5 protein-coding genes, 1 pseudogene and 1 riboswitch are annotated in these 4495 nt (G+C 52.6%); all 6 genes and pseudogenes read left to right on the top strand.

What is annotated here, in order from left to right; all coding sequences use genetic code 11:
- A partial coding sequence (locus tag AQR02_RS09245) for a hypothetical protein (RefSeq protein WP_054940318.1) occupies positions 1-258 on the top strand: 258 nt, incomplete at its 5' end.
- Between the two features lie 70 nt (positions 259-328).
- A riboswitch (TPP riboswitch) is annotated at positions 329-431 on the top strand.
- Between the two features lie 117 nt (positions 432-548).
- Positions 549-1319 (top strand): ABC transporter ATP-binding protein, encoded by a 771-nt coding sequence (locus tag AQR02_RS09240; RefSeq protein WP_245237250.1) that lies wholly within the window; start codon positions 549-551, stop codon positions 1317-1319.
- On the top strand, positions 1300-2076 hold the full coding sequence (locus tag AQR02_RS09235; RefSeq protein WP_054940317.1) for an ABC transporter permease: 777 nt from the start codon (positions 1300-1302) through the stop codon (positions 2074-2076). The genes AQR02_RS09240 and AQR02_RS09235 overlap by 20 nt, the downstream gene beginning before the upstream one ends.
- Entirely contained in the window at positions 2073-3131 is a 1059-nt protein-coding gene (locus tag AQR02_RS09230) for an ABC transporter substrate-binding protein (protein WP_054940316.1), read from the top strand. Before AQR02_RS09235 ends, AQR02_RS09230 begins: the two co-directional genes overlap by 4 nt.
- 420 nt (positions 3132-3551) lie before the next feature.
- A complete protein-coding gene (gene thiM / locus AQR02_RS09225) occupies positions 3552-4349 on the top strand; it encodes a hydroxyethylthiazole kinase (RefSeq protein WP_082451750.1) in 798 nt (265 codons plus the stop codon).
- Positions 4350-4378: 29 nt separating this feature from the next.
- Positions 4379-4495, top strand: a pseudogene (locus AQR02_RS33870) (bifunctional hydroxymethylpyrimidine kinase/phosphomethylpyrimidine kinase); the annotation flags it as partial.

Raw genomic sequence — 4495 nt, 5'->3', positions numbered from 1 at the left:
TTCACCGGCAAAAAACAGCTTACCCAGTTTGAGCATCCTTTCTTCCGGCGGCTTAACGATTTTCTGAAGGAGCTGTTAAGGCGTGCTGCTGCTTCCGGTGAGATCCCTGCAATTGATCCTCAGTTCACTGCAACAGCGCTGATTGCCGTGCTCAGCCCCGATTTGTATCTTTTTCAACAGAAGCAATACGGCTCTACCAAAGAGCAAATTACAGCGGGGATCCTGGCGTTGTTCGTGGACGGTCTTCAGCCGCTTTAAGGAAGACTATCTTTACAATCCGCTAAGTTATGGTATATTAATTAGCAATTACGAATTGAATATTGACCTGTTTTTTCACTAGGGGAGTCGGCCGACTGAGACGGAGTTTATGCTCCGGACCCTTGGAACCTGATCTGGATCATACCAGCGGAGGGAAGTGGAGCAGAAATGATCAGCGTTGCGTTATCCCTGCCAACGATTTGAAACTTTCAGACCCATTCATTTCCTCCGGAAATGAATGGGTCTTCTTGCGTTTACAGCACTTCGTAATTTAAGGAGGTATATAAGCAGTGCTGCTCTCCATTACTGATCTTCAATTCTCTTTTGCCGCTGCCCATGGCCAGCCGGTATTCTCAAAGCTCTCAATAGAAGCAAGTCAGGGGGAGTTCATCTCGGTGATCGGCGCCAGCGGCTGCGGCAAGAGCACCTTGTTCAAAATCATCGCCGGCCTGCTGGAGCCCGCAGCCGGAGACATCCGGATCAGCGGGCTGCCGCCCTTAAACGCCGCTTCGCGCCTGGGTAAGATCGGCTATATGCCGCAGCAGGATCTGCTGCTGCCCTGGAGAACCGTTCTGGACAATTGCCTGCTTCCCTGGGAGCTGAAGCGAAACAGCAGCAAAGAGGATGCGGTGCAGCAGATCCGCGGTCTGCTGCACCGCTTCGGCCTCGCCGGTACGGAAGCGGCCTACCCGCAGGAGCTGTCCGGCGGAATGCGGCAGCGGGTCGCGCTGCTGCGGACACTGGCCGCAGGAAATGACCTGCTGCTGCTGGATGAACCTTTTGGGGCTTTGGATGCAATCACCAAACGCGAGCTGCACCGCTGGTTGCTGGAGCTGTGGGGCGGGCTTGGTAAAACCGTGCTGTTCATCACGCACGATCTGGAAGAGGCGCTGCTGCTTAGCGACCGGATCTATCTGATGCCTGGCGGCAGCGGCGAAGGACTACAGGAAATGACCGTTGATCTGCCGAGACCCAGACATTATCAACTAAACTATCAACCGCAGTTCATAGCCCTGCGGGAAGAGCTGGAGCGGAGACTGCATGAGAGTGTCCACCATTAACAGGCTGCTCAGGAATTATGGTCCTGCCGCGTTGCTTGTCCTATTAGTGCTCGTGGTCTGGGAAGCGGCCGTTCGTTTGGGCCATTTCCCTCCCTTCATCCTTCCTGCCCCGTCCTCGGTCTGGACTGCGCTTGTGGAACAGCGGTCCCTGTTGTTCGGTCTGCATTTGCCGGTAACACTCCAGGAAACGCTGCTTGGATTCGCTGCATCTGTGGTCTGCGGAACTCTGCTTGGAGTCTCGATGCACCTGTCCCGGCCGCTGGCAAAAGCGGTTTATCCCTTGCTTATTGTCAGCCAGACGGTTCCGCTGATCGCCCTTTCACCCATTTTTATTATGTGGTTCGGCTACACACTCTGGGGCAAGGTGGCGGTCGTCTTTTTAACAGCTTTCTTTCCGGTAGTTGTCGGTACATACGATGGCCTGCATAAAAGCGGTGAGCAATACCGGGAGCTCCTGCTTACACTCGGAGCGAGCCGCCATCAGCTGCTAATCAAGATACAAATCCCGCTGGCTCTGCCTGCATTCTTCTCCGGGCTTAAGCTATCCATCGTCTACTGTGTCATTGGGGCCACAATCGGCGAATGGCTTGGAGGCAGCAAGGGACTTGGCTATTACAGCCGGCGTATGGCCGGCAACCTGCAGAGCGCTGAAATGTTCGCCGCAGTCTGCCTGCTCTCTGCTCTCGGAATCATGCTGTTTCTATGTATTATTGTCATTGAAAAAATATTGTTGAAGAAAAGAGGCGTCCACCGATGAGCAACTCCTTAAGTCCTAATCATTCCCGTAAAAGTATCCTGCACCGTTATACTCCTATGTTCTTGCTGATCATTCTGCTCACTGCAGTCAGCGGCTGCAGCGGTTCTAACGCTGCTGATCCCGCGCCGTCTGCTGTTCCCGAAAGTGGCGGCGGGCAGCCGCATAAGCTGACGGTTATGCTGGACTGGTATCCGAATGCGGTTCATACCTTTCTCTACGCTGCGCAGCAGAACGGATATTTTGCCGAGGAAGGGCTGGATGTAGAGATTCAGATGCCGGCAGACAGCAATGATGCCCTGAAGCTGGTTGCTGCAGGCAAAGTAGATCTGGCTCTCAGCTATCAGCCCCAGGTGCTGATGGCACGCGCTGAACAGATTCCTGTGAAATCGATCGCTGCACTCGTAAGGCATCCGCTGAATCATCTGCTTGTTCCGGCGGACAGCGGTATCGCAAGCCCTAAGGATCTTTCCGGCAAAACAGCCGGTTACTCCTCCATTCCGCTCTATGAAGCCATGCTCCGGACGATGGTCAAACATGACGGCGGCGATCCGCAAAAGCTGAATATGATCGATGTGGGTTTTGATCTGATTCCCGCTATTAGTACGGGACGGGTTGACGGGATCATTGGCGGCTTCATTAATCATGAGCAGCTGATTTTAGACAAAGAGAAGCATCCCGTCGTCTCCATCGACCCGACTAAGTATGGCGTGCCTGACTATTATGAGCTTGTGCTGGTTGCAAGTGAGCAGGGTCTTAAGGATTCAGAGGAATATCTCAGCAAGTTCATGAAGGCAGCCCGCAAAGGGCAGCAGTTTGTACAGGATCAGCCCGAAGAGGCGCTGGATATACTGCTGGCCCATGAGGACAGCACGGCTCCGCTCGATCCGGAGATCGAACGACAAAGTCTCGGGATTCTGCTGCCGCGGATGGATGCAGGTACCCGGCCCTTCGGGTATCAGGACCCGGAATCCTGGAGCACGGTTGCGGACTGGCTGGCCGAAAACGAACTGCTGCCGGGAGAGAGCGGGAGCAGCGGGGCTTTCGTAGATTTGTAGATTTGTAGAGCTGTAGACTTGTGGATTTGCGGATTTGCGGATTTGCGGATTTGTGGATTTGCGGATTTGCGGTTTGACAGTATCTCCTTAGACAACTGCATTTCGTACAGTTATTTTCGGGAAAATTGCGTCTTTTTAAGCTTTAATTGCACTTCATACACTTAAAATCCAGCAAAATCACCATTTCCCATCCTATCTCTTATTCTAATTGTACAAAGTGCAATTACAGAACTGAAACAGCTGGAAGCCGGTTTTTAATTGTACAAAATACAACTATTTACAAAGGCGTTCAGGTTAATTGAAACAAATGAGCAGAAGCTAACAAAACTTAAGCCTACTCTTACGAAGATAGTTTTGCCGAAGCCATTCAATTAAAATTCTATGAAGCATACGCTAATAAAACTTTTAGGAGGACTAATCATGACTTATTTAGCCAAAGTACGTGAACTGAATCCGCTCGTTCATAACATTACGAATATTGTAGTAGCCAATTTCTCGGCAAACGGCCTGCTGGCGCTGGGCGCTTCCCCGTTTATGGCGGATGCCCAAGAAGAGGTAGCAGATGTCGCTGCCATGTCTGGGGCTGTAGTGCTGAATATCGGCACACTGAACGAGCAGTTAATCGCTTCGATGGTGCTGGCCGGACAGTCTGCTAACACTCATAATGTACCGCTGGTGCTTGATCCGGTGGGAGCCGGAGCCACAGCTTACCGCAGCGAGGTCACGCAAAGACTGTTGAATGAGATGAAGATTACCGCACTGCGCGGAAATGTCGCCGAAGTAGCCAATGTTGCCGGGGAGAGCTGGGCCAGCAAAGGCGTAGATGCCGGAGCAGGCGACGGAGACGTCATTGCTCTTGCCAACAAGGCAGCGCCCAAGCTCGGCTCTGTGGTTATCATTACGGGGAAAGAAGATGTCATTACTGACGGCAGCCGCACCTTCATTGTCAGCAACGGCCACCCGGTCTTAACCAAAGTGACAGGTACCGGCTGCCTGCTGAGCGCTGTCGTCGGGGCCTTTCTCGCTGTCAGTGAAGGCAACGGGCTGGAAGCCGCCGCGGAAGCTATTTCCTTCTACGGTGTAGCCGCAGAGATTGCTGCAGAGCTGACTGCGCACAAAGGTCCGGGAGACTTCCAGATCGAATTCCTGAACCAGCTGGCTATGGTCACACCACAAATATATAGCGGGAAATCACAGATTCGGCTGCTTAACCAATAATCGTCAGCGGAATAAAAGGAGACTCCATAATGACTAGTGTATTTAAGGCTCTTACTATCGCCGGATCGGACAGCGGCGGCGGAGCGGGTATCCAGGCTGATCTCAAAACATTCCAGGAGCTGGGCGTATATGGCATGTCGGCGCTT

It is taken from the genome of Paenibacillus ihuae, assembly GCF_001368795.1.
In the GTDB taxonomy this organism is placed as follows: Bacteria; Bacillota; Bacilli; order Paenibacillales; family Paenibacillaceae; genus Paenibacillus_AQ; species Paenibacillus_AQ ihuae.
The sequence above is the reverse complement of the archived record's forward strand: the minus strand, read 5'-3'. Positions and strand labels throughout refer to the sequence as shown.

What these genes read in the sequence shown, in the direction of transcription:
- AQR02_RS09235 (WP_054940317.1), top strand. Translation starts at nt 1,300, where the DNA reads ATGAGAGTGTCCACCATTAACAGGCTGCTCAGGAATTATGGTCCTGCC.
- AQR02_RS09230 (WP_054940316.1), top strand. Translation starts at nt 2,073, where the DNA reads ATGAGCAACTCCTTAAGTCCTAATCATTCCCGTAAAAGTATCCTGCAC.
- thiM (WP_082451750.1), top strand. Translation starts at nt 3,552, where the DNA reads ATGACTTATTTAGCCAAAGTACGTGAACTGAATCCGCTCGTTCATAAC.